Origin of the sequence: Pseudotenacibaculum sp. MALMAid0570 (assembly GCF_040151415.1) — a bacterium.
Lineage (GTDB): Bacteria > Bacteroidota > Bacteroidia > Flavobacteriales > Flavobacteriaceae > Polaribacter.
The window spans coordinates 80656-105788 of record NZ_JBDKWF010000050.1 but is presented as its reverse complement, the minus strand read 5'-3'; the positions used below and the strand labels follow the sequence as shown (position 1 = coordinate 105788).

Here is a 25133-nt window from a genome sequence, read left to right as displayed (position 1 = left end):
CTTTGGAGAAAATTTCTTCTTTCTCTATAATTAAGTTTTCCTTTACACTTAGGACAATTCTTTTTCAAAATTTGAATCATTATATACTTTTTCTTGTAAAATAGCTTATCAAACATTAATGAATATATTGACGTTTTTTACGGAGGAAGTTGTTTGATTAAAAGTATTTAATCCTGCAATAAACCATACTACACAAATTAGGTAGTTTTGAAAATTAAAAAGCCGAGATTTAAATCTCGGCTTTTGTTTTGGAGTAGTTAGAAATCAAAACAAGTATTATAAGGTGTGCCCTCCTGATTTATATTTATGTTATTGCCTTGTAACCTCTCCCCCTTAATTAGATTTTATTTTATACAATGTTATGTTCGCAAGCAGAATGATAATTTACTTGAGGGGTCAATTATATTTATTTTTTTACTTTGATGAACTTAATTTTATAATGCAATAATCTCTAATATTTAGTGATCTTCTATCTTAAAGAATCCAATAAATAGTTATTGAAAACAACACTTTTACTTTTACTACAACAAATATATTCAGGAAAGCTACTCGCTGTACTACCTATTTTAGGTAGTATTAAATCAAATTTTGACTATTGGCTTTATTAATTGCCTCTTCTTTTGATTTAACTTGGAGTTTATCATAGATGTTTTTTATGTGAAATTTAATGGTATTTGTGCTAATAAATAATACTTCAGCAATACTTCTATAGCTCTTCCCTTTTGATAATAGAGTTAAAACTTCAAGCTCTCTTGATGTTAAATCTGAATGTATTGTTTTTTTAAATGAAGAAACCACCATTTTTGCAATATGAATGCTCATGGGCGCTCCTCCAGCCAATACCTCCTCTAATGCAGCTAATAATTTTTCTGAAGTCGTATTCTTAGTGAGATATCCAATAGCTCCAGCACACAAAGCATCAAAAACAGTTTCTGAATTTTCATATACAGTGATTATTAATATGTTTGTTTTAGGAGCTACTTTTTTAATCTTTCGAGTTCCTTCTACTCCATTAATTCCTGGAAGTTGTATGTCCATTAAAACAATATCTGGCAGGTCTTCTTTTAAGTTCTGAATTGCATCTTCACAGTTATCATAACTTCCAGAAACTTGAAATTTAGTGCTAGAATTAATAATTCTAGTAAAAGCAGTGTTTAGCGTTTTATTATCTTCTACAACGACAACATTCTTCATGGGAATAAATTTAAAATTATTATAGATTCAACCAACTACCTGTTTTGGGTAGATAATTCCAGAGAACTTTACTTCTGTCCCTACTTCTGAGGAGTTGATTTTTATATCTCCTCCTATTTTCTTAGCTCTGTTCACGATGTTTTTCAATCCGTTTTTGTGAGTTAGTTTTTCAGTTGAAAAGCCAATGCCATTATCAGTAACACTAATTTCTAATTTTCCTTTTAAAAAGCTAAAAACTATAGTTACTTCACTACAATTAGAGTGTTTTGCTGCATTAGTCATTGCTTCTTTAAAAATTAAGATTAACTGTCTACTCCAGTAATGTGGTAGCTTAACGTCTGTTTCTAAACTTTTCTCTATTCTAAACTTAATGTTTAGATTTTGAAAAAAATCTTCTCCAAAATCTGAGAGATAAGTAACCATCTCTTCAACCTGATCACTTTCTTTTTTTAATGACCAAACAAAATCTTTGGTTCCTTTATACAAGCTGTCTGTATTAGTTAAAATTTGATTTACAATACTTCTAGACTCTTTTGTTGTAACTTTTTGAGAGAGAATGTCTGTTAGAATAGTAATACTTGCTAGTTTATTCCCTAAATCGTCATGAAAATCTTCTGCGATATGATCTCTCACCGTTGATATTCTTTCTTCCAGCTTCTTTTGTTTGTCAATTGCTTGATGCAAACGATTATTCAATTGTTTACTAACTCTAAGTCTATGTAAAGTAAAGAGTATAATTGTAATAAAAACAATCATAATAGTAAATATGATGAAGCTCTTCTTTTGGTAAAAAGGTATTTCAATAGCAAAAGAATATATAGGAGTTAGTTGCCAATCGCTATTGGGTTTTTTAGCTCTAATCTTAAAGGTATATTTTCCTTCTTTGAAGTTTTTGAAATTTAACTCATTTGAATTTGTTGTTACCCAAGGTTCATTATTTATCTGGTACTGTGCGAAAATTGTATGAGAGCTATTATATGAAATAACATCAAACTTAAAAGCACTTTTATTTTGATAAACATTGATTTTTGGTAATTTTTGAGGAATTGATTGTTTTTGATTATCTAAAACAGAAATCCCTTTTACCGATGCGATCCAAACATTTCCTTTTTTATCTTCTAAAAGATGGTTGATGTTGTTTGATGGTAAGTTTTCGTTTTTGGTTAAATTAAAAAAAGAGGTCCCATCAAAAACGGAAACTCCTTTCACTGTTGCGATCCATAATTTGTTATCTGATGTTACCAATAGGTCTTTAATATTATTACTAATTAACCCTTTTGAAACATCATACAAAGATGTTCCTTCTTCATCTAACTTATAGAGTCCTCTTGAAGTAGAAACCCATAAAAAATCATCTTGTTTTATAATATCTGTTACACTTTTATTATTAATTTGTGAATAATTAGACTTTACAATCTTTTCAGTTTCTTTATCATATATGAACATTCCAAAGTCTGTTGCAAAATATACTTTGCCTTCAAAATCACAAGCGTTTTTAACCGAGCTTGGGAGTTTTAAATTGTACTTACCATTAATTAAAATTGTGTCTAAACCAACAATTTTAATATCCTTGTTAAAGAAAGAATAGGTTCCCTTTACCTCATTTATTTTGCTAGTAATCTCTCTTTCTTTACCTTCTAAATATGAGCTTACTTCTAGCTTTTTATTGTGAACACTTAAAAACTTTCCAAACCCTTTTAATTCATAACTTTTTGTATTCCTCTTTTCATAAAATTCATACAATCTACTAGGATTTAGTGCATATACTTTGTCATCAAAAACAATCAATTTATGAATGTCTTTGTTTTCTAGTATAGACTTAATATTATAACTGTAATTAGGAATTTGATATATGCCTTCACCATTGGTGGTCATCCATATATTCTGTTCAAAATCTAATCCAATATCAGAGATGTTAGACTTAATGCTATATTTCTCACGAAATTTGACAAGTTCTTTTGTTTTTAAATCATATTGGTGAGCTTCCTTGAATCCATTTTTGTTGGCGGATAAGATTAGAATTTTTGTGTCTAGAAAAGGAATTATTTTTAAAATGACTTGACCGTCAATCTCTAACTTTTCTTTTTGCAGTATTTCTTGACGGTTAAAAACAAACAAACTATCCTTTGTACTACAGATATAGCGATCTCCATAATCTTTTAAGGTAGTAATTACCTTGTTTTTTAGAAAAGAAAAAACGGGAATTAATTTCTTCTTTTTTAGTATAAAAACACCTTTCAATTCTCGCATATTAGCCTCTTTTATAAATCTATTATGCAAAAATTCTTTTCCTCTAATAATGGTAACTCTTGGAGAATATATTTTTCTATCTCTGATAGCTTGTGATTCTCTTTCTATATACTCTATCTGACTATTGACACCTATTGCTATACTTTTCCATTTTCCATTTCTCTTTTCATAATAAACTGTCTGGCCTGCTATATAGCTAAAAACCCTTCTACTACCTGTAACTAATTCATTTATTTTAGTAGATGTAGAATTAATTATTTTAAAAATTGTGTCTTTTGCCAAAAGATGTAATCCACCTCCCCAAGTTGCAATGGCTAGGGTATCTTTAGCATAAGGCTTAACATCTATTGCATAAGTGTTTTTTAGCCCGTTTGCTTCGTTAAAAATCGTGAACTTTTTCCCATTAAATTTCACCAATCCATCGTCAGAACCGAACCACATATACCCTTTGTCATCAGAATATATATTATAGGTAATATCATGAGGAAGTCCGTCCTCAGTAGAATAGTGAATTAAATCTTGGGAAAACAACCAATGACTATATAGAAATAATATAAAAAAAAGCTTCTTCAAGATTCTTACAAATTATAAAAAAAGCGCCATATAACTATGGCGCTTTAACAACTAATTACATAAAACTGTTCAAGAACTTTTTCTTCTCAATACCATCTTTTAGACAAAAATAGCTCTAGAATATACTATGTGAACCACCCAAAAAGGGTAGTTTTTTTTAACCCTTTATTATTACTACTTTTGACCTAACAAATCAAAAAAAATGAAGCCCGATTTATTTCAAGCTCCTGACTATTATCAATTAGATGAATTACTAACTGAAGAACACAAATTAGTAAGAGATGCATCTAGAGAATGGGTGAAAAGAGAAGTATCACCTATTATTGAAGAGTATGCGCAAAAAGCAGAATTTCCAGAACAAATTATTAACGGATTAGCCGAAATTGGTGCTTTTGGCCCTTACATTCCTGAAGAATATGGAGGTGCTGGTTTAGACCAGATTTCATATGGTTTAATTATGCAAGAAATTGAAAGAGGCGATTCTGGGGTTCGCTCTACTGCTTCAGTACAATCTTCACTAGTAATGTATCCAATATGGAAGTACGGTAATGAAGAGCAACGTCAAAAATACTTACCTAAGCTTGCTAGCGGTGAGTGGATGGGGTGTTTTGGATTAACTGAACCTGATCACGGTTCTAATCCGGGAGGAATGGTAACCAACTTTAAAGATATGGGAGACCATTATCTTTTAAATGGTGCTAAAATGTGGATTTCTAATGCGCCTTTCGCACAGGTTGCTGTTGTATGGGCAAAGAATGAAGAAGGAAGAATTCATGGATTGATTGTTGAAAGAGGTATGGAAGGTTTTTCTACTCCAGAAACTCATAATAAATGGTCGTTAAGAGCATCAGCTACTGGTGAACTAATCTTTGACAATGTTAAAGTTCCTAAAGAAAACCTGTTACCAAACAAATCTGGATTGGGTGCCCCACTTGGATGTTTAGATTCTGCTAGATATGGTATTGCTTGGGGAGCTATTGGTGCTGCTATGGATTGTTATGATACTGCATTGCGTTATAGCAAAGAGCGTATTCAGTTTGGAAAACCAATTGGACAATTTCAATTGCAACAAAAAAAGTTAGCTGAAATGATTACAGAAATCACCAAAGCTCAGTTATTAACTTGGAGATTAGGTGTTTTACGTAATGAAGGAAGAGCTACTTCCGCTCAAATTTCTATGGCAAAAAGAAACAATGTAGACATGGCCATTAATATTGCTCGTGAAGCAAGGCAAATGTTAGGCGGAATGGGTATTACCGGTGAATATTCTATAATGCGTCATTCTATGAATTTAGAAAGTGTAATTACCTATGAAGGAACACACGATATTCATCTACTCATTACAGGTTTAGATATTACAGGCTTAAATGCATTTAAATAAAAACTAATATGAAAAAGAATATTATACTTACTTTCCTAACATTGACTTTAGGATTTTCTCTTTGTTATTCTCAAAGAAAGGAATTAGATAAAGTAAATATTGAAAAATTTATTGAAGAAACTCAGTTTTCCAACGATCAAACTGAAGGAATAGAAATGATTTGGTGGATGCCATCAGAATATTGGGAAGTTGTTTTTTCCAAAGACAAATATACTAGTTCAGAAGAAACAAAAATAATAGTCGAAATGCTAAAAAAACATGTTTTGGTAATAGCTATTAAAGGAAAAGTCGGAATGTTCGGAGGTGTTACTTATGAATCTAGAGAGAATATTTTAAAAGGTCTAAAGGTTTTTTATAATGGATCTGGACTTAAACATATTCCTCAAGACAATTTAGATCCAGATCTAAAAAACTTCATAACTCTTATAGGGCCTATGATGAAAAACATGATGGGACAAATGGGAGAAAACATGCAAGTTTTTGTTTTTAAAAATGACAAAAAGAACCCAATTAATGTTTGGGAAAAAGGAAAGATCGATTTTGGATTAAATGACTTTAAAGTTACAATGGATCTTCCTATAAGCAGTCTCCTTCTAGAAAAAAAATGCCCTGAAGGAAAGAAATTATTTAGTGGGAAATGGTCTTACTGCCCATTCCATGGGAAAGAATTAGAATCTCAAGAAAATTAAGAAGCTTGTTGCAACAATATATTTGGGCATCGCTTGCAGTTGATGCCCTTTTTTTTGTACTTATGACAACACTTACTTTTTGGTTTTATACAACTAGCATCACAAATATTATCGCAACTTGAATTTACAAGCTGTTTTACTCTAGGCTGATTTGTATAAAAAACAATCATTTAACGGAATTTTGATGCAAAAATAATCATTTATTTAGAATAAATAAAAATAATTGTTTTGGATTTTAATAAAATAGGCTTTAGGTCTCTTTTTTTATCTTTATCCTAACAAAACCTATCTATTGGGAAATCATCAAACATTACAAAACACTTTATATTTCAACCAGATTTCAGAAATATCACAAGATATTTGGAATGATTTAGATTGTAATAACAAGCTCTACTTCCACCCTAAGTATTTAGCTGCTTTAGAGAAAAACAATTCTCATCTTGATTTCTTTTATGTAGTACTGAAAAATGAACACAACAAAGCAATTGCTTTTGCGAGTGTGCAAATGATTGATTTCTTTATTGACTCACTTCAAAATGAAAACCAAAGTATCTTAACTAATATTGCCTGTATAGGTCGTAAGTTGAGGATTTTACCTAGAGAGAAACCTCTTAAGATTTTAAACTGCGGAAACACTTTTGTAAGTGGTGAGCATGGAATCTTTATCAAATCTGATCAAAACAAAAGAAAGGTTTTAAGGAAACTAGCTAAAGCCATTTTAAAATATTCACAACAGCAATATCAAGACCCTGATATTTTTATTATCAAAGATTTTCTTGAAGAGTCTTTACCTATCAGTAATGAACTAATCAGTTTAGGGTATTATGCATTTAATGTTGAACCCAATATGAAGCTAAATGTAAATTCTCATTGGAATTCTTTTGATGATTATTTAAATGCCTTAAAAACTAAATTTAGAGTGAAAGCTAAGAGAGCGCTAGAGCTAAGTAAAGGACTTAAAACTATTGAGATTACTTCTAAAAATATTGATGATCAATTGGTGTCTATGACCAATTTATATCAAAAAGTAGCCTCTAAGGCATATTTTAACTTAGGTGATTTTAATCTAAAAACATATAAAGATTTAAAGGAACAATTTAAAGAAGACTATATTTTAAAATCGTATTGGTTACAAAACAAAATGGTGGGTTTTCTATCAGGTAGTATTCATGAGAATATATTAGATGCCCATTTTGTTGGCATAGATTATCGTTACAATAAACAATTTGCCATTTATCAACGAATGTTATATGATTATATAGACATTGCCATTAAACAAAAACTAGACACCATAAATTTTGCCAGGACTGCTAGCGAAATTAAAAGTTCTGTTGGAGCAATTCCAGAACATATGACTATTTATATTCGTCATAAAAAAACGATTACAAATAAATTTTTAAAATTATTTTTGTTGAGAATTCAACCAACTGAATTCCATCAGAAATTTCCGTTTAAAATGGGATCAAATAGCGTATGAAAAATAGCAATGACCTACTTGACATTTTAAGACTTGCCCAGTTAGATTCGCACACATTTTCAGGAATTAGCAAAACTGTGGGTACTCCTGCTGTATTTGGAGGACAAGTGCTAGCCCAAGCTCTGCATGCGGCTTATCAATCAATTCCAAAAGATCGATTTGTACATTCTTTACATTCCTACTTTTTGTTACCTGGAGATATGACTATTCCTATCAAATATGTGGTAAACGAAATGAGAAACGGTGGTAGTTTTTCTACGCGCAGGGTTACTGCGATACAAAATGACAAAACGATTTTTATTTTAGCGGCTTCTTTCCATCAAAAAGAAGAAGGTTATGAACATCAAGAATCTTTACCAAAAGATATTAAGCAACCTGAAGAATTGATGAGTTGGGACGATGTTTTAAAAACAATGGGAGATCTCTTACCCGAAAAAATGAAAGCTTTTTTAAGTATTGAAAGACCGGTTTATTTTAAACCTGTAGAGGTTATGAATCCGCTAGAACAAAAAGATTTACCCCCAATAGAAAATGTTTGGTTTAAATTAAAAGGCAACAACAATAATCTTACCCTACCTACCAAGCATCAAATTCTTACCTATATTTCTGATTATAACATTTTAAATGCAACTTTAAAACCCAATGCCAGTAAAGCGCATTTTGGAAATACACAAATGGCTAGTTTAGATCATTCTATGTGGTTCTTTAGAGATTTTGATTTTGATGATTGGATGCTATATTCTACAACATCACCAAGTGCTTCTGGAGCCAGAGGAGTGGCAACTGGAAATATTTTTACTAGAAACGGAAAACTAATTGCCTCTGTAGCCCAAGAAGGATTAATGAGACCTAAAAAGAAATAATTATGAACCCATATATCTATGTTTTAACTGTAAACGGATTGCTTTTTTTTCTAAGTATAATCTTTCATTTTTTCCCACCTAAAAAAATCAATAATCTTTATGGATATAGAACACATAGAACAATGCAAAATGAGGATGTTTGGAATTTCTCAAATAGTTTATTTACCAAGACACTCTTAAAATACTCAGCCATTAGCTTTGTTGCTGCTTTGGCACTTACATACCTTTATCCTAATTTGATGAACTCATGGTTTCCTATGGGGTTTTTATTTTTCACACTCATCGTTTGTATTATTACAACCGAAAAAGCATTGAATGAAAACTTTGATCAAGAAGGAAAAAGAAAAACTAAAAAGTAGTAATTAAAGAAAAGGAAAAGTTTCTTCCAGGAGCAGATATTCCTGAGGCAAATTCTCTATAATGCTCATCGAAAATATTATTGATCATTCCCTGAATTTTCCAATTCTGATTAAACGAATAACTGCTATTTAAAGCTAAAGTCATCCAACTTGGAGAACCATAATATATTTCAGTTTCTGTAGCTCCATTAGGGTTTATAATTGGCGTTAGATCATGATTATCTATTCCTTCAGTAATATTAAAATCTGAAATATCTTTTTTGGCATTAAATCGCAAGCTTGTTCCAATTTGGAATTTATTATCAACATAATTTAAGTCGAACTGTCCAAATAAAGGCGGAATAGATGATAAAGGTTCATCCGTATCATAGGTTCTTCCTTTGGTGTAAGTAATAAATCCAGAAGTGTTTATTTTTTCAGATAATTTACCTTGGTAACTAGCAGTATACCCAAAAACATAGGCTGTTTTTCTATTTTGATTGGCTACAATATTTCCAACTTCTCCGTCATAGGTAATTGTAGAAGCTCCGTTTAATGTGAAATAATCTCTAATTATATAATGTTCTAAGAGCGTGTAATAAGTATTAAATCCAACTCTAAATCTTCTATCGTTGAAATATTTTTGAATTCCTATTTCTACATTATATGCAAACTCAGGCCTTACATCAATATTAGGAACTGTTACATTACCGCTTTTCTCACGAACTCTTCCTACATCATCAATATTTGGAGATCTAAAACCAGAAGAAATAACCCCATTTAGTTGCCAGTTTTTATTAGGCCTATATACATAACCTGTAGTTAGTGTTAATGCAGAATTATTTGCTTCAATATCTGTTGCAGGTAATGTTATAAAGGTTTGATCTATCCATGTAGCTTTTAAATTTGTACGAGTAAACCTAATTCCTGTATTTAATGTTGACTTAGCATTTAAATCTTGACGGTATCCTGTATAAACTGCTGAACTCATATAACTGCTTCCTCCATCAGGATAACGAGACTGAACAGCAAACTCTCCTGAGAATCCTAGAATTTCATTTCCAGAAACGTTTAAGATTCTACCATAAGCATTAGAGTTAACATCATTATGCGAAAACTCAAATCCATAGGTTAAACTTCTTTTTTTGTTTTCTGTTAATGGCACAGAAAAATCTCCATTGATACTAAAAATATCTACTTCTTCTTCTCTGTAGGATCTATCTAAACTATTTAATCTTCTTTGAATTCTTGATTCTTTTATTTTTTGATATGCCAAAGTAAACGCTCCTTTGTCTAACCAATTTTTCCCAGGATTAATATTAATTTGAGGAGAAATCAAAAGTCTGTTTTGAGGCCCATAATACCATTCAGCAAACTTTAGCGTTCCTCCCGATTGTTCGTCCAATCTATCAAACCTAGGAATATCTGAAGTAGTTGAGTATTGAAGATTAATCTTTAAGTCTGTTTTTGAAGATAAGGGTATAAAGAACTTTTGCAAGAGATCTGTTTGATTGAATCCTGAATTTCTCTGTACGTTAGGATCGTTGTTTACAGTTGCTGTTGCTGAATAAAAATCATCTGTATTTTGAGAGTATTCAAAAACCTTTCCCCAGTTATCAAATCCATGTGATCTGTTTTTCCCCATGGTAAGGTCGCCAAACTTACTATAAGAAACACTTGTAAATGAAGCCCATTTTTGAGCGCTAATTTCTACGGAAGCATTCGTTGTAATTTCGTTGTTAATGGTCGAAAAACGATTAAAAAAACTTGTGCTTACATTTGTTTTTTCAGAAAGCGTTGGAGTTTTTGTATAATAATGAATAACACCTCCTAATGCATCTGACCCGTAAACAACAGATGATGGCCCAAAAACAATCTCTGTTCTGTCTAACAAATTTGGAGAAACAGTAATTGAGTTTTGTAAATGTCCCTTTCTATAAATTGCATTATTCATTCTAACTCCATCAACAACTAGAAGAACTCTGTTAGATTCCATTCCTCTAAGAACAGGACTTCCACCACCAAATTGAGACTTTTGAACCTTTATTCCCGGAACAGCTGCCAATAAGTCTGCAGAAGTTTGTGGAGAAATTTGTTGAATATCTTTAGCAGTTACTACAGCAATTTGTTCTGCAATTCTATTGGTTTTAGCATCTCCTTTAAACACCGATAAAACAACCTCATCTAATTGCTCTGATTCTCTGGTTAGATAAACAATAAAATTGTTCTTCTGAAAAGCTGATTTTTTAACTCTCTTTAAGGCGTAAGAAATATGTGAAAAAATAAGTATTTCATTATCTTTTACTGAAGTTACATCAACAATACCATCGTCTTTTGTAAAAGAACTATAAGACTGTGATTCATTAAAAACATTTACGTTTCTAATAGGTCTTCCAGTTTCTTTATCTACTACTTTAACTTCTTGAGCAAAAGATGAAAATCCAATCAAAAAAAGTATAAAAAATCCTAATGTCCTCATCTACTAAATACCGCTTCTAAAACATGTAAAGATTTGGGGTGTTTAAATCCGCCCAAATGTAATTCAAAATATTGAATTAACATCCTTAATAAATCTTGTCTTTGTTTTTTAGAAAAATTTATGGATTCTATAGTATCAAAATTTATGCCTAATAGCTTTTTAAATTGAAGTATTTCTTCTCCTTTAACAACTTCTTTTTCGTGTTCAAAGTCTGTAAAAGTCCCTTCTCTTAGATGAAACCCAGTTTTATGGATTTCTGAGGTATCTGGATAAAACCCTAAAAACTTGGTTAAGTTTAATAAAAAAAGTAAATGAAAATTAGAAATATTATCATGGTTATCTAGCCAAAGGAATGCTTTTTCTAAGTAATTGTATAATGGTTGGTTCTCTTCTTCTTCTTGAATAGCCCCAGACATCATCTCAGCTAAAAATAGCACAACTGACTGCTTAACTATATTGAGGTGAAGCGTCTTATACATATTAATCACTTGAGCTTCTCGAATAGATTGTAAACCTCTCTTTTCTTGATGACTTGCTACAATATTTAACTGAGTAAGTGGTTGAAAATAGGCTGCTTTAAGTTTTCCTTTTTTAGATTTTAAGATTCCTTTTATCAAATAGGAAACAAGACCAAATTCATTAGTATAAAGTCTAGCAATCAAGCTAGAATCGCCATATTTTATGGTACTTATTACAATTGCTTTGGTAGATACAATAGCCATTAATTAATGATTGCTATTTTAGTAGTAGAAGTTTCTGTTGCATCTTCATTGGATAAAAGAACAATATAAACTCCTGAGGCTACTTTTTTTCCTGCCAAATTAGTTTTATCCCAAACAACTTTTCCTCCTTGCAACTCTTGACCTTCTACAACATTAGTTTCATAAACCAAATTTCCTGCTACATCAATTATTTTAACATTAGTGCCTCTTGGTAAACTTGTTCCATTTCTACCGTCTATAGTTACAGTATTGTGGAATTTTCTAACAGGATTTGGGTAAGCGTAGACTTCTCCTAAGGTATCACCAAAAGGAGATACATTGCTATTATATGCTACCACACCTTTATCTGTAGCAAAATAAACTTTCCCTGTTTCTTCATCAACAGCTATTTTTACAATTCTATTGGATGGTAATGGAGAATTTTCAGAACTAAAATTTGCGATAGTTGTTTGTCCATTAGGATTGGTGTAGGTAACACCTCCGTTATCAGTTCCAAACCATTTATTATTAGCACCATCAACAGCAATTGTATTTACAATTTGCTCTCCTAATAATCTTCTAGGAACTCCATCGTCAAGAATAATAATGGGCTGAGCATCTGTAACATCTGCATCAAAAACTCCTGAAGGGTTATTAAAAACTACCAATCCAGAAATTGTTCCGATCCAAATTCTATTGTCTTTATCTACTGCTACACTTTCTATTCTTGAGTTTGGCAAACTTCCTTGTGTTGTAGTTGTGGTTAGTGCTTTTAATCTATTTCCGTTTTCATTAAAAGCGATTACTCCATCACCTCTTGTTCCAATCCAAAGACTATTGTTACGATCAATAGCAATTTCAGAAAGACCAAATGAATTCTGAGTTTTTACCGAACTAATATCGAAACTAGACCAGCTTCCTCCAGAGAACTTCTTTAATTCGTTAGGTGTACCAATATTGGTCATCCATAAATTCCCTTGAGAATCAAAAACACTTCCACTAAGGCGAATTGTAACTCTTGATGCATTTGTGGGGTCTATCTCTTCTAGTCCACTATTCAAATGATTATAAAAATTCGTTGTTTGATTGTTTTGGATTTCAAAAAGACCACCTGTATTTATAGTGTTAGTTAAATTTGTATCTCCAAAACTACTGATGAATGCATTGTTTGCATCATTAGGATCAATAGTAACATCTACCAAATCTGGGAAAGGGTTTGCAGGATCATTAGGAGCTGTAAACCAAGATTCGCCATTAAAATGACTATATCCCAATCTTCTTTGTATGGGAGCAAAAGTTGGTGTATATCCTCCGTATACAATCCATACATGATTATTTTGTGCACTTATAGAAAACACATCATTAGAAACGGGTCCTTCGGGATGTATTTCTGTAAAACTTGATGGATTTCCAAAACTTGATGATAATACTCCATACTGTTGCGTTGCTAGGTAGAGTATATTGCTTTCAGAAAAAGCAGTATTTAAGTTATAGTTGAATGCTGTATTAGCACTGTTTTGTAAAACAACATTTAATGAAGAATTAAAAACAAATAGTGATTGATTTAAAGCCACTGTAAGATTCGTAGAAGATTCTTTTAGTCCGTTTACTGTTTCAAAAAAATCTCTAACAAATGATAACCCATTTGTGTTTACAATTTCAAAAAGTCCAGTATTTAGTATTGTAAATAATCTATTGTTAAACACTGTTATGTTTTTAAACAAGTTATTTCCACCAACAATCTGCTGCCAATTGTTAAAGTCAATTAAATTTGGACTGTTAACATCTGCATAAAAAACTCCTTCATCAGTTGCTGCATAAATTAAATCATTAAAAACTGCAATCTCATTTACTTTAACATCAGTGGAGTTATTTCCAATGAAAAAAGTATCGCCAAATTCTAACTCGTTAATATCATATTCAACAACGGCAAAAGCTGTTGATAAATAAAGCTTTCCTTGGTATTCATAAATATCATTAATGCTCTTTTCTCCTGATTGATTAAAGTTGACAATATCTGCCGATATGGTAATACCACCATCTTCATCTACTACTTCAATCAATCCATTTTCATATCCTATTACAAGTCTATTTGTTGCTCTGCTAAAATGTATAGAAGTTGTTGTCTCACCTGATAATCCTTGAACTGAAGAAAGCTTCTGGATTTCTTGCGTAGTAATATTATACGTAAAAATTGCATTGTCAGATAAAGCATAAAGAGTATTATCAACCTTTACAAAATCTTTGACGTTGTTGTAGGAAAAAAAATCTTCCCATGAATCGCTAAAGTCTACTTGAGCAGATAAGGTGGAGTATAAAAATAATGCTAATACTACTACAAATTTTCGCATAGAAATTAATTGAAATCAAATATATCGTATTTCTTTATATGATAACGATAAATCCTTTACATTAGTACAAAACAAATAGTATTGATGAGTGTTGAAATTGAAAGAAAATTTCTGGTAATTAATTCTGATTTTGAAAAGCTAAGCAATCAAAAGAAATACATAAAACAAGGGTTTCTGAATTCTGATAAAAACAGAGTTGTTCGAATTAGAATAATAGATGATACTGCTTTTTTAACCATTAAAGGAATTTCTAATTCTAGCGGCACTACTAGGTTTGAATGGGAACAAGAAATTTCAGTTTCTGAAGCACAAGATTTAATGACTCTTTGTGAACCAGGAATTATTGAAAAACATCGATACTACCACAAAATAGGTAAGCACATTTTTGAAATAGATGTGTTTTTAGGTGATAACAAAGGATTGATTTTAGCGGAAGTAGAACTTTCTCATGAAAAAGAAGTTTTTGAAACTCCTTCTTATTTAGGTAATGAAGTAACCGGTCAAGAAAAATATTACAATTCTAATCTTTGTAAAAGCCCATTTCAAAAATGGGTATAAAAAAACCTCGAACTGAAAGTTCGAGGAAATTTAATAAACCTACCCCCTAAAATAAGATTTATAATACCTAAACGTTCGAATAATAAATTTATTATCTCCCGTTCAGGTACGCAAATATAAATCTTTTTTGCTGATTCACAAACGTTTCCATGACTTTTGTAAATTCCGAAATCGATAACGTTTTATTTTCTAGATTTTTACGAAAAGTACTTTAAAACCTTGAAAGAAATGCAAAGAATTTAACATTTCCTTAAATTATATATAAAAATAGATACTTAAAAAATGGCTGAAACTACCTAAAACCACAAAGACATGAAAAATAGCGTGATTGTAGGGTAGCTTTTTTATCGAATATAAAATAGCTCCAATAGTATAAAAAACACCTCCAGCTACTAAAAATGACAATCCTTCTCTTGAAAAGTTTTCAATTAAAGGTTTGATTGCGAAAATTATCTGCCAACCCATTAATACATACATAACCGTTGAAAGTTTATCGAACTTTCCTGTATAAAATAACTTCAAAATAACTCCTGTTAATGCAAAACCCCAAGTTAATCCAAATAGAACCCAACCAATAGTTCCTTCTAAAACTATTAATGTGAATGGTGTATACGTGCCCGCAATTAAAATGTAAATTGCTGCATGATCAAATATATTTAGTTTCCTTCTAAGTTTGGCTTCTTTAGATAAATGGTAAAATGTGGATGCCGCGTATAAAACAATCATACTAACACCATAAATTATAAAGCTTAAAGACTTCATAAATCCTTCAAAATCTAAAGATTTAAGAATTAAAAAAGGGAATCCAATACTACTTAATAGGAGTCCAAAACCGTGAGTAATTACATTTAACCGCTCTTCTTTATCAGAATATCTTGTTATTAAATGTTCTTTCATTTTTTTCTTTGAGTATCTTTCATATATAACTTATCTGAAGACAACTCATTGTATATAACATCAAAAGTTTTTTGTTTTAAAATTTCCATATCTTCTTTTGAAGTTAACCCTTTTGTTTCTATAAATTTGTGTTGTTTGACACGAAAAGTTCCCATTCCTCCTTTAAAAAAGTTCCAAGAGAACAATCGCTTACAATCGTAATAGGTTTGAGGAACTATCGGAATTTGAAACTCCATTGCTAAACTAAATGCTCCGTTTTTAAAAGGTGCTAAAATTACTTCGTCTTCCGGGACAAGTCCTTCTGGGAAAATACCAATACTTGTACCTCCTCTTAATTTTTTCTTTGCCATTTCGTAAACCCTCTTTCTACTTTTTGGGCTACTTCTATCTACCATAATTACTACTCTCCTGTAGAAAAATCCAAAAATTGGAATTTTAACGAGTTCTTTTTTGCCAACAAATACGATAGGGTTTTTGCTCAAAGCGATTAATACAAAAGGGTCCATTAAAGAAGCGTGATTTGGGCAAAACAAATAACTCTGGTTTCTATCTAACTCTTGGTCTGATTGTTTTTTTAAACGAAACCCCATCCCGTAAATTAATAGATGTGACCATCCTCTTACCAATTTCCAAAAGGTAGGATAATAACTTTCTTTAGCTGTAAGTACAAGTAATACTGGCACCATAACAATAATGGTACAAAATAACAATATGTAAAACCAGACCCTCCAAAGTAACAAAAAAGGAATCTTTACCCATTTCATGTAGCGAATGTAGTAATATTCTTTTGTTTGACTCTTTTTCTAATGAAAACTGTATTTTTGCTTGAACAAAATTGAACTTATGTCTAGAATACTTACAGGCGTACAAAGTACTGGAACTCCTCATTTAGGTAATTTATTAGGAGCAATACTTCCTGCAATAGAAATGGCAAATGATCCTAAAAATGAATCGTTTTTATTTATTGCTGATATGCATTCGTTAACTCAGATAAAAGATGGAAATCTTTTAAGAGAGAATACATATAGTACCGCTGCAACTTGGCTAGCTTGTGGTTTAGACATTAACAAGAGTGTTTTTTACAGACAGAGTGATATTCCTGAAGTAACTGAATTATCTTGGTATTTAAGCTGTTTCTTTCCTTATCAAAGATTAACACTTGCTCATAGTTTTAAAGACAAAGCAGATCGTCTTTCTGATGTGAATTCTGGTTTGTTTACATACCCAATGTTGATGGCTGCAGATATTCTGTTATATGATGCAGAAACTGTTCCTGTAGGAAAAGATCAATTGCAACATTTGGAAATGACTAGAGATGTGGCTAATCGTTTGAATAATATTGTTGGAGACACATTAGTTCCTCCTCAAGCCAAAGTACAAGAGCATACAAAATTAGTTCCTGGTACTGATGGCGAAAAAATGAGTAAATCTAGAGATAACATAATCAATATCTTTTTACCAGATAAAAAGTTGAGAAAACAAATTATGTCTATTAAAACAGATAGTACTCCTCTTGAAGATCCAAAAGATCCTGACACAGATAATGTGTATGCTTTGTATAAATTATTAGCTTCTGAAGATCAAATTGCTGAAATGAGAATCAAATACAAAGGAGGAAATTATGGTTACGGTCATGCAAAGCAAGAGCTTTATGAACTCATTATAGATAAGTTTGCTATTATAAGAGAACGATATCATCATTTTATGAAAAACAAAAATGAAATTGATGATGCTTTAGCTATTGGTGCTGAAAAAGCCAGAAAGGTTGCTCAAGAAGTTTTAAAAAGAGTACGAATTAAAGTAGGATATTAAAAAAAGCCTCGCGAATGCGAGGCTTTTTTTATTTGATAAATTTTATTCTACTATCCCCATTGACATACAATTCCTCCCATCAAAGCCAAACAGATAATCCAATAACCAGCATTGATTGCGATATATTTAACTGTTTTTCTTTCAAACATTGCTTGAGTTGCTAATACAGGTAAGATAAAGAATATTCCTCCCATGGCTCCGTGCAACGCACCGTGTTTAAAAGTCCTATAATTATTTCCATATTTCGACATATAATCTTCGAAATACGCCAGAGCATCACCTGTTAGTTCTGTTGCTCCAGACTCTAGCATTGATGAAAATGCACCGGTTTGGTGAATTGTAATAAACTGTAAGAAAAATGCTAGCAAAAAACTAAACACATAGCTCAAAATAAAAATGAGTAACATGTTTCCTCCTTTTAAAGATTCTTCAGTGAATCCCATTTGTTTCATCCATGCTTTTTGAAATAGCATAGGCCCGTACCAAATGAATCCCATCACAAGGGGAACTAAAGCAGCTAGTGCCAGATATAAATAGTTTGGTTCCATAAAAAAAGTTTTGGTTAATACTCAAATATAATCAAATAACGCTTTGATTTACAATAGAGTATAAAAAAACCGAAACTTAAAGCTTCGGTTTTTACAATCTTTTTATCTAATTTATTTGGACAGATTTGGCAATTGCCTCTAGCTCCATCACAAAATTTCGTTTGTCTACAGAAGGAGCGTATGTAAAACCTTCAACCACTAAAAGTCGATTATTCTTTTTATCAACTATAGCGTAATTTAGGAAAGGTCCGGCCATAAAATCATTTTTCACTTCCCATTTTCCTCTCGTTTCAAAGGCTTTATTTTCTTTGATTTTTGTTTCAATAGTATAAGGTGTATATGCAGCTTCTGTGATCATATACATTCCTTCTTTAGCCCCAGGAATGTATTTTTCTCCAATTGCATCTCTCATAGAAATAATATTGTCTGCAATCTTCGTTTCATCATCTAGAGGTAAAGAATAAACTAATATATTATTACTTCCTGTTCCTCTAGCTATTCCACTTTTTAAGTGCTGTCTTAGCCATAAAAAATCCCCTGTATCATCTACTGTTCTGAATTCTTTAGGAATGGTAAGCGAGATGTTTAAGTTTTGGAATGTTTTGTATTTAGAGTCATCTAATCTTCTCTTTGTGAAAAGTTTTTGAAGATAATGTACATCAGATTCTCTAAATGTGTTTATAATATCATTGCTGTGTTTCTTAATCATAGAAAGCAACCCTTCTTTATCTTTAGCTGTGAGGTAAACCAATGTTTGCGGTCTGGCGTATTTATCTTGAATTACATTAACTCCTTCTTTGTCTGAAATTTCTACAATAAAAATATTTCTACTATTTCTCATCATTGATGAGAATCCGTTAGATGCAACTTGTGATACAGATAGTGTTTTCTCTGGTTGTGGAAGTCCTACTTGCAACTTTCCAAACGACTTTCTTATTTCATCTCCTACATCACCTTGCCAATTACTATTGTTTGTTACCACCATAACTTTTCCAAATGCTCCTACAGAAGATGGTAAAATTAGCTCATCATTACCACATGAATTTAGTATGAGCAGTGCTATTAGAGATATAAAAATTCTTTTCATCTTGATTAGCTTTTGTATATTTTTAGTTTTGTTCCAGGTTTTATAGACTTGGCACTCCAAATATTGTTCCATTTTTTAATATCCTCGGTAGAAACTTTTGGAAACTTTTTTGCGATAGTCCATAAAGAATCTCCTTTTTTCACGGTATAGATTGTGTATTCTCCTTTAGGTTGGTTGTTTTTACTCTTTATAGAAGATGTTTTTTGCTTAGGAATTCTTAACCGTTTCGGATAAATTGTTAATCGCTGTCCTATTCGTAATCTATTATTTCTTAATCGGTTCCATTTTTTTATATCGCTTACTCGAACTCCATAGCGGTTAGCGATTTTTCCTAAATAATCTCCATTACGAACTCTATATCGAATTCGTTGATCCATTTCAAAATATTTAGGTAATGGTTTTTCTCTTTTAGCGTCGTCTTGGTCTGCTAATGCATATAATTCTTTTTCAGTTTTTAGGAATCCTCCTGTAGCCGCCTTAGGAAGTATTAGTTTGTAATCTCTTCCTTTGATATAGGGAATGATATCTAATTTATATGCAGGATTTAAAAAAGCCAACAATTCTGCATCTACTCCAATTTTTTCTGATATCTGATCAAAGCTTACAGTTCTTTTGATTGTTAATGTGTCTGTAGCAAAATGGTGGATTTTGGGAGCGTTGCTCACTAAATCGTGTTCTTCTGAGTATTCAAACAAATACATCGTTGCATAAAAAGCAGGAACATATCCAGCAGTTTCTCTTGGTAAAAAGGGTCTGATGTTCCAATAATTTTTATATCCGCCAGATCTTTTAATTGCTTTAGAAACATTTCCTGGCCCTGAATTATATGCCGCTAATGCTAAATCCCAATCACCAAAAATTCTGTAAAGATCACTCAGATATTCGCAAGCGGCTATGGTAGATTTTATAGGGTCTTGCCTTTCATCTACATATGAGCTTACTTTAAGCTTGTATTGTTTTCCGGTTTGATACATAAATTGCCACAATCCTGTAGCTCCAACTCTTGATCTAGCTTTTGGATTTAGTGCAGATTCTACAATTGCTAGATATTTCATCTCCAAAGGAATGTCATACTGATCTAAGTATTTTTCAAACATTGGAAAGTAGTAAGCTGCCTTAGCCATTAAATTTGGATAGTACTTTTTTCTATACTTTAAATAGGATTTGATAACTTTTTCGAGAGCTGGATTATACGCTATGTGAAAAGGTGTTTTAGCATCAATTGTTTTTAATCGTTCTTTAAGTAGGTTTGCCGTTAATGTAACATCGCTTACTTTCTTCTTATCAGCATCCTTTATATAATAACTCACCGTATCGTATAAAGGTGAATTGTACTTAGATTCTAAAACCAGACTATCTATAATAGCTAGATCTACATCAGAAAAAAAGTCGTTTTCTGGAATTTTTATAGAATCTAACTTAGCGGGTATCGAGTCTCTTTCTGATTGACCAAAAAGGTTTATCGATAAAAAGAATAAAAGAAAAAGTAGCTTTTTATACATCTGTTAAATATCTAGTTCTACAACTATCGGGCAATGGTCTGAGTGTTTTGCCTCAGGCAATATATACGCTCTTGAAATTTGGTCTTTTAAAGGCTCTGCAACCATTGCATAATCTAAACGCCATCCTTTGTTATTTGCTCTTGCATTGGCTCTGTAGCTCCACCAAGAAAATTCTTGACGTTCTTTATTTAAATGCCTGAAACTATCTATAAACCCACTATCTATAAACCTTCCTAGCCATTCTCTTTCTTCTGGCAGAAACCCAGAAACTCCTTTCATTTTTGGATTGTGAATATCTATTTCTTCGTGACAAATATTGTAATCTCCACAGATGATCAAATTTGGAATGGTTTTTCTAAGCTCATTTGCATAGTTTAAAATTTCATCCATATAATTGAACTTAAAACCAAGGCGTTCATCATTAGTTCCAGAAGGCAAATACATACTCATGATTGAAACCTTATCATAATCTACGCGAAGATTTCTTCCTTCAAAATCCATGCTTTCAATTCCGGTTCCGTATTCAATATGGTTAGGTTTGTTCTTACAAAAAACGGCAACTCCTGAGTATCCTTTTTTTTGGGCTGAAAACCAATAATGATATGGATAACCTGCCAATTCAAAATCCATTGGGTTGATTTGGTCTTTTTGGGCTTTGATTTCTTGAATACAAATTACATCTGGGTTGGCTTGTTGCAGCCAGTCTAAAAAGCCCTTTTTAATAGCAGCTCTAATTCCGTTTACGTTGTATGAAATTATCTTCATATTATAGCGTCATTTCAGGGATCTCTCCTTCTACAATTAAGGTTCCTTCTGTTGCTTTTTGAATCTCTTCAATACTTACACCTGGTGCTCTTTCTAATAAATGAAAAACACCATCTTTAACATCTAAAACTGCTAAATTGGTTACAATCTTTTTTACACATCCAACTCCTGTAAGTGGTAAGGAACATTGCTTTAGCAATTTTGATTCTCCTCTTTTGTTGGTATGCATCATAGCAACAATTATATTTTCTGCTGAAGCTACTAAGTCCATTGCTCCTCCCATTCCTTTTACCATTTTTCCTGGAATTTTCCAGTTTGCTATATCTCCATTTTCAGCAACTTCCATGGCTCCTAAAATTGTGAGATCTACATGCTGTCCGCGAATCATAGAAAAACTTGTTGCAGAGTCAAAAAAGCTTGCTCCTGGTAATGTAGTAATGGTTTGTTTTCCTGCATTGATAATATCTGCATCTTCTTCTCCTTCAAAAGGAAAAGGCCCCATTCCTAAGACACCGTTTTCACTTTGAAATTCTACCTCTATGTCTTCTCTTACAAAATTTGCCACCAATGTTGGAATTCCAATTCCTAAGTTAACATAATAACCGTCTTGTACTTCTTTAGCGATTCTTTTCGCTATACCATTCTTGTCTAACATAATTAACTTCTTTTTCTTACAGTTCTTTGTTCTATTCTTTTCTCGTACTTCTCTCCTTGAAAGATTCTTTGCACAAAAATTCCGGGAATATGAATATGATTTGGGTCTAATTCTCCTACAGGAACCAATTCTTCTACTTCTGCTACCGTAATGGTTGCTGCACCGCACATACACGGATTAAAATTTCTGGCAGTTCCTTTAAAAATTAAGTTTCCTGCTTCATCACCTTTCCACGCTTTTACAAAGGCAAAATCAGCTTTATAGGCAGGTTCTAAGACATACATTTTTCCATCAAACTCTCTAGTTTCTTTTCCTTCTGCAACTTCAGTTCCGTATCCTGCTGGTGTGTAGAATGCTGGAAATCCAGCTTGTGCGGCTCTACATTTCTCAGCTAATGTTCCTTGAGGGGTTAATTCTACTTCTAACTCACCTGATAACATTTGTCTTTCAAACTCATCATTTTCTCCTACATAAGAAGAGATCATTTTTTTTATCTGCTTATTTTGAAGTAAAAACCCTAATCCAAAGTCATCTACTCCGGCATTGTTTGAGATACATGTTACGTTGTTTACTTGCAAACGCACTAGCTCTTGAATAGAATTTTCTGGGATTCCGCATAATCCAAATCCACCTAGCATTAATGTCATTCCGCTTTCAACTCCTTGCAAAGCTTGCTGAACATTCTCTACTTTTTTATTAATCATTGTTTGTGTTGTTAAAAATCTGTATCGTCTTCTTCTATTACTTTTGTTGTTTTTTCCCCTTTTTCATCTTCTTTCGGTTCTTTACCACAATTGATATTAATCCCAACATACTCTGGCTTTTCAAAATCTTCAAGGCTAATATTTAAGCTCTTATCTGCATATACCTTTTTCATAAAAAGAGCCCAAGTTGGCAATGACATAGTAGCTCCTTGTCCTTCAGCAATTTTTTCAAAATGCGTTGCTCTATCTTCTCCTCCGGTCCATACTCCTGTAGCTAAATTGGGAACTACTCCCATAAACCAACCGTCTGTATGATTTTGTGTTGTCCCTGTTTTTCCTGCTATAGGATTTGTGAATTGATAAGGAAACCCAGTAATAATATCTTTGTAATAATGATCTTTGGTTCTCAGTCTCACTCCAGATCCAGCCAAAGTAACTCCCTTAAGAAGGTCTAGAATTACATAGGCTGATTCTTCGCTCATAACCTCCTTAGTTTTTGGAGTGAATTCAGCCAAAACTGTTCCGTTCTTATCTTCTATTCTTGTTAACATGTTTGGTTCTACTCTTAATCCTTTATTAGCAAATGTTGCATATGCACTGGTCATTTCCATTAGTGACAATTCAACTGAACCCAAGGCAATAGAAGGCGCTTGTGGAATTTTACTTTCTATTCCAGCAGATTGCGCTAAACGAACTACATTTGCTGGGCTAACTTGATCTATCAAATTTGCTGAAATCACATTAATTGATTTCGCTAATGCTTCTTTTAATGTAAGCTCTCCTCCATATTCTTTATCAGAATTTTTTGGTGTCCATTCTTCTGGAATTCCATATTTACCTTTTGGAATAGTGTATGGAGTGTTGGGTAGTTTGTCACAAGGAGACATTCTTAACTGATTGATTGCCGTTGCATATACAAAAGGTTTAAATGTAGACCCTACTTGTCTTTTTCCTTGTTCAACTTGATCGTATTTAAAATACTTGTGATTGATTCCTCCAACCCAAGCTTTGATATGTCCTGTTTGCGGTTCAATAGATAATAATCCTGAACGTAAAAAGTATTTATAGTATTTGATAGAATCGTTAGGAGACATTATTGTATCAATTTCTCCTTTCCATGAAAAAACTTTCATTTCTGTTTTTGCAGCGAAAGCTGAGTCTATGTATTTTTCAGACTTACCTGCTTTCTTCATCCTTTTATATCTATCTGAATTTCTTCTTGCTCTATTGTAGATCATCTCAATCTGTTCGTCTTCCAAATCGTAAAATGGTGCTGTTTTGTTTTTCTTATGCTCTTTATAGAAATACTTCTGAAGGTTTGCCATGTGCTCATAAACTGCTTCTTGAGCATACTTTTGCATTCTAGAATCTATTGTAACATATATTTTCAAACCATCTCGATTGATATTGTACAACTCTCCATTGGGTTTTGGGTTGTTTTTCACCCACTTTTTCAAGTAAGCTCTTAGATATTCTCTAAAATAAGTTGCATATCCATCATTATGACTTTCTGGAGTGAAGTTAATTTTTAGTGGAAGCTTTTGTAATGAATCTTTTTCTTGTTCTGAGATGAAACCATTTTTCGCCATTTGAGCAAAGACTACATTTCTTCTTCCCAACGATTTTTTCTTTGAAACTTCTCTATAAGGATTAAACTGCCTTGGATTTTTTAGCATTGCTACTAAAATTGCTGATTCTTGTAGATCTAAATCTTTGGGTTCTTTTCCGAAATAAATTCTAGCTGCAGAACGAATTCCAACTGCGTTAAATAAAAATCCTTGCGTGTTTAAATACATGGCAATGATTTCATTCTTGGTGTATTGGCGTTCTAGTTTAATAGCTACAATCCATTCTTTTGCTTTTTGCATAATCCTTTTAAAGGTATTACTTGAAGCTCTTTTTGTAAATAAATTTTTAGCTAATTGTTGCGTAATAGTACTTGCTCCTCCTCCTTTTCCCATTTTAACAACTGCTCTAGCTGTTCCTCTAAAATCAATTCCCGAATGATCATAAAAACGCTCATCTTCTGTTGCAATAAGAGCTTTTATAAGATTTTCGGGTAAGTCTTTATATCCAACAGGAGTTCTGTTTTGAAAAGCGTATTTTCCAAGGGTAACACCATCCGAAGAAATGACTTCTGTTGCTAAATTTTTTTGTGGGTTTTCTAATTCTTCAAAAGTTGGAAGTGCTCCAAAAACTCCCCAAGAAGTTAGAAGAAATAAAAGTAATAACGATGCAAATCCTCCTAAGACAAGGATCCAAAATCTTTTGATATACTTTTTATAATTTGTTTGTTCTTTCTTAGCCAT

21 protein-coding genes are annotated in these 25133 nt (G+C 32.1%); 7 read left to right on the top strand and 14 right to left on the bottom strand.

The window, feature by feature from the left end; translation table 11 throughout:
* Positions 1 to 576: 576 nt before the first annotated feature.
* The gene (locus AAON49_RS12755; RefSeq protein ID WP_349555123.1) at positions 577 to 1194 is read right to left on the bottom strand and encodes a response regulator; all 618 of its coding nucleotides are present in this window, start codon (positions 1192 to 1194) and stop codon (positions 577 to 579) included.
* A gap of 27 nt (positions 1195 to 1221) precedes the next feature.
* Entirely contained in the window at positions 1222 to 4017 is a 2796-nt protein-coding gene (locus AAON49_RS12750; RefSeq protein ID WP_349555122.1) for a sensor histidine kinase, read from the bottom strand.
* 202 nt (positions 4018 to 4219) lie between these two features.
* Between AAON49_RS12750 and AAON49_RS12745 the strand changes: the two genes are divergently transcribed.
* The 5 genes from AAON49_RS12745 to AAON49_RS12725 all read left to right on the top strand — a co-directional run bounded on the left by AAON49_RS12745 (position 4220) and on the right by AAON49_RS12725 (position 8786).
* Positions 4220 to 5398, top strand: coding sequence for an acyl-CoA dehydrogenase family protein (locus AAON49_RS12745; protein ID WP_349555120.1), 1179 nt, complete (start codon positions 4220 to 4222; stop codon positions 5396 to 5398).
* 8 nt (positions 5399 to 5406) lie between these two features.
* Complete coding sequence (locus AAON49_RS12740; protein ID WP_349555119.1) at positions 5407 to 6087, top strand: hypothetical protein; 681 nt, start codon at positions 5407 to 5409, stop codon at positions 6085 to 6087.
* Between the two features lie 292 nt (positions 6088 to 6379).
* The gene (locus AAON49_RS12735) at positions 6380 to 7564 is read left to right on the top strand and encodes a GNAT family N-acetyltransferase (protein WP_349555118.1); all 1185 of its coding nucleotides are present in this window, start codon (positions 6380 to 6382) and stop codon (positions 7562 to 7564) included.
* Positions 7561 to 8427 carry an acyl-CoA thioesterase gene (locus AAON49_RS12730; RefSeq protein WP_349555117.1) on the top strand — a complete coding sequence of 289 codons (867 nt, stop codon included), beginning with the start codon at positions 7561 to 7563 and terminating at the stop codon, positions 8425 to 8427. The genes AAON49_RS12735 and AAON49_RS12730 overlap by 4 nt, the downstream gene beginning before the upstream one ends.
* A 2-nt stretch (positions 8428 to 8429) precedes the next feature.
* Positions 8430 to 8786 (top strand): SdpI family protein, encoded by a 357-nt coding sequence (locus AAON49_RS12725; RefSeq protein WP_349555116.1) that lies wholly within the window; start codon positions 8430 to 8432, stop codon positions 8784 to 8786.
* On the opposite strand, the gene AAON49_RS12720 is transcribed toward AAON49_RS12725, so the two are convergent.
* The 3 genes from AAON49_RS12720 to porZ are packed head-to-tail and all read right to left on the bottom strand — an operon-like array spanning position 8776 to position 14296.
* On the bottom strand, positions 8776 to 11244 hold the full coding sequence (locus AAON49_RS12720) for a TonB-dependent receptor (protein WP_349555115.1): 2469 nt from the start codon (positions 11242 to 11244) through the stop codon (positions 8776 to 8778). The genes AAON49_RS12725 and AAON49_RS12720 overlap by 11 nt on opposite strands.
* The gene (gene recO / locus AAON49_RS12715) at positions 11241 to 11966 is read right to left on the bottom strand and encodes a DNA repair protein RecO (protein WP_349555114.1); all 726 of its coding nucleotides are present in this window, start codon (positions 11964 to 11966) and stop codon (positions 11241 to 11243) included. Before recO ends, AAON49_RS12720 begins: the two co-directional genes overlap by 4 nt.
* Positions 11966 to 14296 (bottom strand): type IX secretion system anionic LPS delivery protein PorZ, encoded by a 2331-nt coding sequence (gene porZ, locus AAON49_RS12710; protein WP_349555113.1) that lies wholly within the window; start codon positions 14294 to 14296, stop codon positions 11966 to 11968. The genes recO and porZ overlap by 1 nt, the downstream gene beginning before the upstream one ends.
* Before the next feature lie 84 nt (positions 14297 to 14380).
* Here porZ and AAON49_RS12705 point away from each other — a divergent pair, with 84 nt between their 5' ends.
* A complete protein-coding gene (locus tag AAON49_RS12705; RefSeq protein WP_349555112.1) occupies positions 14381 to 14854 on the top strand; it encodes a CYTH domain-containing protein in 474 nt (157 codons plus the stop codon).
* Between the two features lie 255 nt (positions 14855 to 15109).
* On the opposite strand, the gene trhA is transcribed toward AAON49_RS12705, so the two are convergent.
* Both trhA and AAON49_RS12695 read right to left on the bottom strand, forming a co-directional pair.
* Positions 15110 to 15751 (bottom strand): PAQR family membrane homeostasis protein TrhA, encoded by a 642-nt coding sequence (gene trhA, locus AAON49_RS12700; protein ID WP_349555111.1) that lies wholly within the window; start codon positions 15749 to 15751, stop codon positions 15110 to 15112.
* Entirely contained in the window at positions 15748 to 16437 is a 690-nt protein-coding gene (locus AAON49_RS12695; protein ID WP_349555110.1) for a lysophospholipid acyltransferase family protein, read from the bottom strand. The genes trhA and AAON49_RS12695 overlap by 4 nt, the downstream gene beginning before the upstream one ends.
* Positions 16438 to 16594: 157 nt before the next feature.
* On the opposite strand from AAON49_RS12695, the gene trpS reads away from it, so the two are divergent.
* Positions 16595 to 17563 (top strand): tryptophan--tRNA ligase, encoded by a 969-nt coding sequence (gene trpS / locus AAON49_RS12690; protein WP_349555109.1) that lies wholly within the window; start codon positions 16595 to 16597, stop codon positions 17561 to 17563.
* A gap of 50 nt (positions 17564 to 17613) precedes the next feature.
* Here the strand turns inward: trpS and AAON49_RS12685 are convergent, their stop codons facing one another.
* The 7 genes from AAON49_RS12685 to AAON49_RS12655 all read right to left on the bottom strand — a co-directional run bounded on the left by AAON49_RS12685 (position 17614) and on the right by AAON49_RS12655 (position 25133).
* Positions 17614 to 18111: a DUF1761 domain-containing protein gene (locus tag AAON49_RS12685; RefSeq protein ID WP_349555108.1), complete on the bottom strand. Its 498-nt coding sequence runs from the start codon at positions 18109 to 18111 to the stop codon at positions 17614 to 17616.
* Positions 18112 to 18217: 106 nt separating this feature from the next.
* Positions 18218 to 19198, bottom strand: coding sequence for a DUF4837 family protein (locus AAON49_RS12680; RefSeq protein WP_349555107.1), 981 nt, complete (start codon positions 19196 to 19198; stop codon positions 18218 to 18220).
* A 5-nt stretch (positions 19199 to 19203) separates the two neighbouring features.
* The gene (locus tag AAON49_RS12675) at positions 19204 to 20700 is read right to left on the bottom strand and encodes a lytic transglycosylase domain-containing protein (protein ID WP_349555106.1); all 1497 of its coding nucleotides are present in this window, start codon (positions 20698 to 20700) and stop codon (positions 19204 to 19206) included.
* Between the two features lie 3 nt (positions 20701 to 20703).
* Positions 20704 to 21465 (bottom strand): exodeoxyribonuclease III, encoded by a 762-nt coding sequence (locus AAON49_RS12670; RefSeq protein WP_349555105.1) that lies wholly within the window; start codon positions 21463 to 21465, stop codon positions 20704 to 20706.
* Position 21466: 1 nt separating this feature from the next.
* Entirely contained in the window at positions 21467 to 22120 is a 654-nt protein-coding gene (locus AAON49_RS12665) for a CoA transferase subunit B (RefSeq protein WP_349555104.1), read from the bottom strand.
* Between the two features lie 2 nt (positions 22121 to 22122).
* Positions 22123 to 22824, bottom strand: a complete 702-nt coding sequence (locus AAON49_RS12660; RefSeq protein ID WP_349555103.1) for a CoA transferase subunit A — start codon at positions 22822 to 22824, stop codon at positions 22123 to 22125.
* A gap of 11 nt (positions 22825 to 22835) precedes the next feature.
* Complete coding sequence (locus tag AAON49_RS12655; RefSeq protein ID WP_349555102.1) at positions 22836 to 25133, bottom strand: penicillin-binding protein 1A; 2298 nt, start codon at positions 25131 to 25133, stop codon at positions 22836 to 22838.